The organism is Mailhella massiliensis, from assembly GCF_020741395.1.
Lineage (GTDB): Bacteria > Desulfobacterota > Desulfovibrionia > Desulfovibrionales > Desulfovibrionaceae > Mailhella > Mailhella massiliensis_A.
Genome location: NZ_DYZA01000147.1, coordinates 1 through 3,372, shown reverse-complemented (window position 1 = coordinate 3,372; position 3,372 = coordinate 1). Strand labels below are relative to the sequence as shown.

General features: G+C 57.9%; 3 protein-coding genes. 2 read left to right on the top strand and 1 reads right to left on the bottom strand.

Annotation, left to right across the window (positions count from 1 at the left end; all coding sequences use genetic code 11):
• Positions 1 to 181: 181 nt before the first annotated feature.
• Entirely contained in the window at positions 182 to 1,519 is a 1,338-nt protein-coding gene (gene tig / locus K8W16_RS07355; RefSeq protein WP_304122506.1) for a trigger factor, read from the top strand.
• Between the two features lie 118 nt (positions 1,520 to 1,637).
• Here the strand turns inward: tig and K8W16_RS07350 are convergent, their stop codons facing one another.
• Positions 1,638 to 2,639 (bottom strand): lytic murein transglycosylase, encoded by a 1,002-nt coding sequence (locus K8W16_RS07350; protein WP_304122505.1) that lies wholly within the window; start codon positions 2,637 to 2,639, stop codon positions 1,638 to 1,640.
• Positions 2,640 to 3,039: 400 nt separating this feature from the next.
• Here K8W16_RS07350 and K8W16_RS07345 point away from each other — a divergent pair.
• Positions 3,040 to 3,372: hypothetical protein (locus tag K8W16_RS07345; RefSeq protein ID WP_304122504.1), on the top strand; the 333-nt coding region annotated here is incomplete at its 3' end.

Here is a 3,372-nt window from a genome sequence, read left to right as displayed (position 1 = left end):
CCGCCATGCTGGAAGAGAGAGCGCTGGAGGCCTTGCTTTCGCGTGTGCTCAGGCCGTGAGGTTCGTGTGCCTCCTGTGTGTCGGAGGTGGGCGGCAGCCGAAACGGAGCCCGGGTGGAAGAGGCTCGGCCTTTCGTTGCGGCGCAAGAAGTTAATATGTTCCCTTTTTGAGGAGTCTTTTCATGGAGTACAGCATAGAGAAAACATCCCCCACCTCGGTTTCCCTGACGGTGACCTGCTCTGCCGACGAGGTGAGGAAAGCCTTTGACCGTGCGGCGAAGGCCATAGGCAAGGGCATGAACCTTCCGGGGTTCCGCGTGGGCAAGATCCCGGTCAATGTCATAAAAAGCCGCTTCGCCTCCCGCGTGGCTGCCGACGCCACGGAAATCCTTGCCGACGCCACCATGATGGACATTCTTAAAAAGGAAGGCGTACGCCCCCTGTGCCCCTCGCAGTATCACGGGCAGGGCGCTCAGGAAGGAACGGAGTTCTCCTTTTCCTCCAGCTTCGATATTCTGCCTGAAATGGAGCTTCCTGACCTTGAGACGCTTTCCGTGGCGGTACCCGATCCCGCGCCAGGAGATGACGCTCTGAACGCCATGCTCGACCAGGCGCTGCGTCGCCTTGCGGGCTATGAGGAAGTGACGGACCGCAAGCCGCAGGATCACGACATACTTACCGTGGACGTGCGCGGTACCGTGGACGGCAAGGCCCTGCCGGGTATGACGGCGGATAATTTTCGCCTTCATCTTTTGCCCGTGCAGCCGGGCGGGAAGGTGCCGGAAATGGATCCTATCGTCCGCGCGCTGCATGTGGGGGAAAGAGGACAGGGCGTGATGGTCTGCCCGGACAATTATCCCGATCCTACGCTTCGCGGCCGTGAAGTGCAGCTCGATGTGGTGCTGCGCCGCATACAGCGCGAAGTGCTTCCCCCTCTTACCGACGAGACGGCGCAGAAGCTGGGCTTCAAGACCTTCGACGATCTGAAGCAGGAAGTGTGGCAGCAGACCTTTGCCGCCCGCATGCGTCAGATACAGCGGGAGGGCAAGCATCGCCTCATGGAGGAGCAGCTTTCGCGTCTGGACTTTCCGCTTCCTGAAAGCCTGGTGCAGCGTTTTTATCGCGAACACCTGCGCGATGCGGAGCATTATCTGAAAAAGCAGCATGCCGACGCGGATACCATCCGCGAAACTCTGGAGCACATGCACGACGAGGCCATGGAATTCGCCCGCAAGAAGGCCAAGGGGCATACCTTTCTTCTGGCGCTGGCCCAGAGGGAGGGTATCAGCGTGAGCGGCAAGGAGGCTGAGGATGCCGTGCGCGCCATGACGAAGGGAAAGGGACAGAATTACGACGACTTGCGCAAGACCATCTGGGAAACGGGCGTTGTTACCGCCATGCAGGAACGCATGATCGTCGATCGTGCGTTGGATCGTCTTTACGGCGCGGCCCGCAAGATTATGGCAGAATCGACCATACTCAGGCCTTTTTCCGAAGTAAGGAAGGATGCGGGGGGGTAACGGGCCGCATTTTCCCGGAATATGCCGGGAAGAGGTTTTCCTTCGGCCCTGCACGGGCAGAATAAAAAAAGCCGCCGGAAGCATGGTCCGGCGGCTTTTTCGTATCTGCGGAGCGGTGTTAAGGGAGCTGGCGTATGGTCTTTGCCAGTGCGAGAATGGTGTGGGCGTAAATGTCCATGGCGTTGTAGGTGCGCAGCACCCTGGCCTGCTTCTGTACGCTCAGGCCGCTTTTCCAGCCGTTCCGGCGCAGGTAGTTGCTCAGACTGGATACGGCGTCGTCTACGCAGAAGAGGTCTATGACGCCGTCGCCGTTGCCGTCCACACCGTAGCGGGGAATATTGGTGGGCATGAACTGGCACAGGCCTATGGCTCCGTATACGGATCCCTTCATCTTGAACGGGTCGAGATGATTGGCCCGGCAGTAGGAGAGCAGGGCCTTCAGTTCCTTATACGCCCAGTCGGCCTTGATCTTCATTTTACCGCGTATCCATGGAAGTTTATCTTCGGCCCCCGGGAGCTTGTTTATGTACTCGGGAATGGAATCCGGGTCTCTGGTTACCGCCATGCTGGAGAGCATGTAGAAGGCGTTGTGCTTGCCGAGATATTCCCCGAGCCTTGTTTCCACAAAGAGCAGGGCCGCCGCTACTTCCGAGGGGATGCCGTAATTGAGCTCCGCTCTGGCAAATGCCACGGCGTGTTTGTTCATGAAGTCCCGGCAGAGTTTCGCGTTTTTCGTGGTGACGACGCCCTTGAACCACGGGCCGGGAATACCGAGCTTGGTTTCAAAGCTTTTAGGCGGCCGGGCCTTGGGTTTGGGGATAAAGGCGTTGGTGTAGAGCTCCCGCACCTTGATACCCATGGGAATGGGGGAGGGAGGCATGTCGAGCCTAGCGAACACCTCGAGGGTGAACTCTTCATCCAGACCGTCTTTCTGAAGCGTTGCGGAAAGCCTGCTCCAGGTTTCCCTCCACGAAGGTGCGGTGAAAGGTGCTTCATCGGCGGAGGAATTTTCCACAGAGCCGATCCGGTCGGGAGAAGGCTGTGGGGAAGATGCCTTTGAACAGGCGGAAAGGGGCAGCATCAGAAGGCACAGGACAATGCTGTACAGGAAAAAACGCATGAGAAATCCTTTTCATGGTCGTTGAGCCGGAGTTTTTCAGGCGGCTGTCATTAAAGTCGCCCGCCATGGCGCTGTCAAGCAGGGAAAGGGGGAGAGTATAGGGGGGCGGCTTATTTTTCCGTAAGGCATTCCCGCAGCGGAGACGGAGAGCGGCAAAGAAGGCATATTGTTTCCTTCGGCGACAGCGGAAGGGAATGTACCCGGCATGGGCGGGAGCGGCAGTTCCGGGGAGCGGGGAGGTCCGGCCGGGCGTTGCACGGATTTTTTTCAGAATGTTTTCAGGGTTCCCCTGCCTTCCTTCTTCCGGGGGGCGGCCGCTTTTTCCCGCTTCTTGTCGTTGAAGGGAATTTAGGTTATAAAAAAATACCTTTTATGCCTTTTTGCCAGTACCGGGTTTGCCATGAGAATATTTTTCGCCTCCTGCCTTGTTGTCGCCGGCCTGCTTTGTCCGGCAGTCTTTTCCGGCCCGGCTCCCGCTTTCGCCTTTGTGGCGAAAGTTGCAGAATCGGCGCCTCTGGTGGGGAAGGACTGGGAAAAAACGTATGTGGATGCCGCGCGCATTACCATAGAAAAAGGTGTGATGAGCGTGATGAGCGGTATCTCTTCCCCGGAACAGCTGCGCGATTCGGTGGATTACTTCTGCCGCACTTGGGAGAACTGGGCGGATTCGCGCCTGTTCATCATGGATGACGACAGGGATATCGACGTGTACGGCAATCTGTATTCCCTACAG

Bases quoted from the DNA above. Each gene is read 5' to 3' on its own strand.
- K8W16_RS07350 (WP_304122505.1), bottom strand. From the start codon at position 2,639: ATGCGTTTTTTCCTGTACAGCATTGTCCTGTGCCTTCTGATGCTGCCC.
- tig (WP_304122506.1), top strand. From the start codon at position 182: ATGGAGTACAGCATAGAGAAAACATCCCCCACCTCGGTTTCCCTGACG.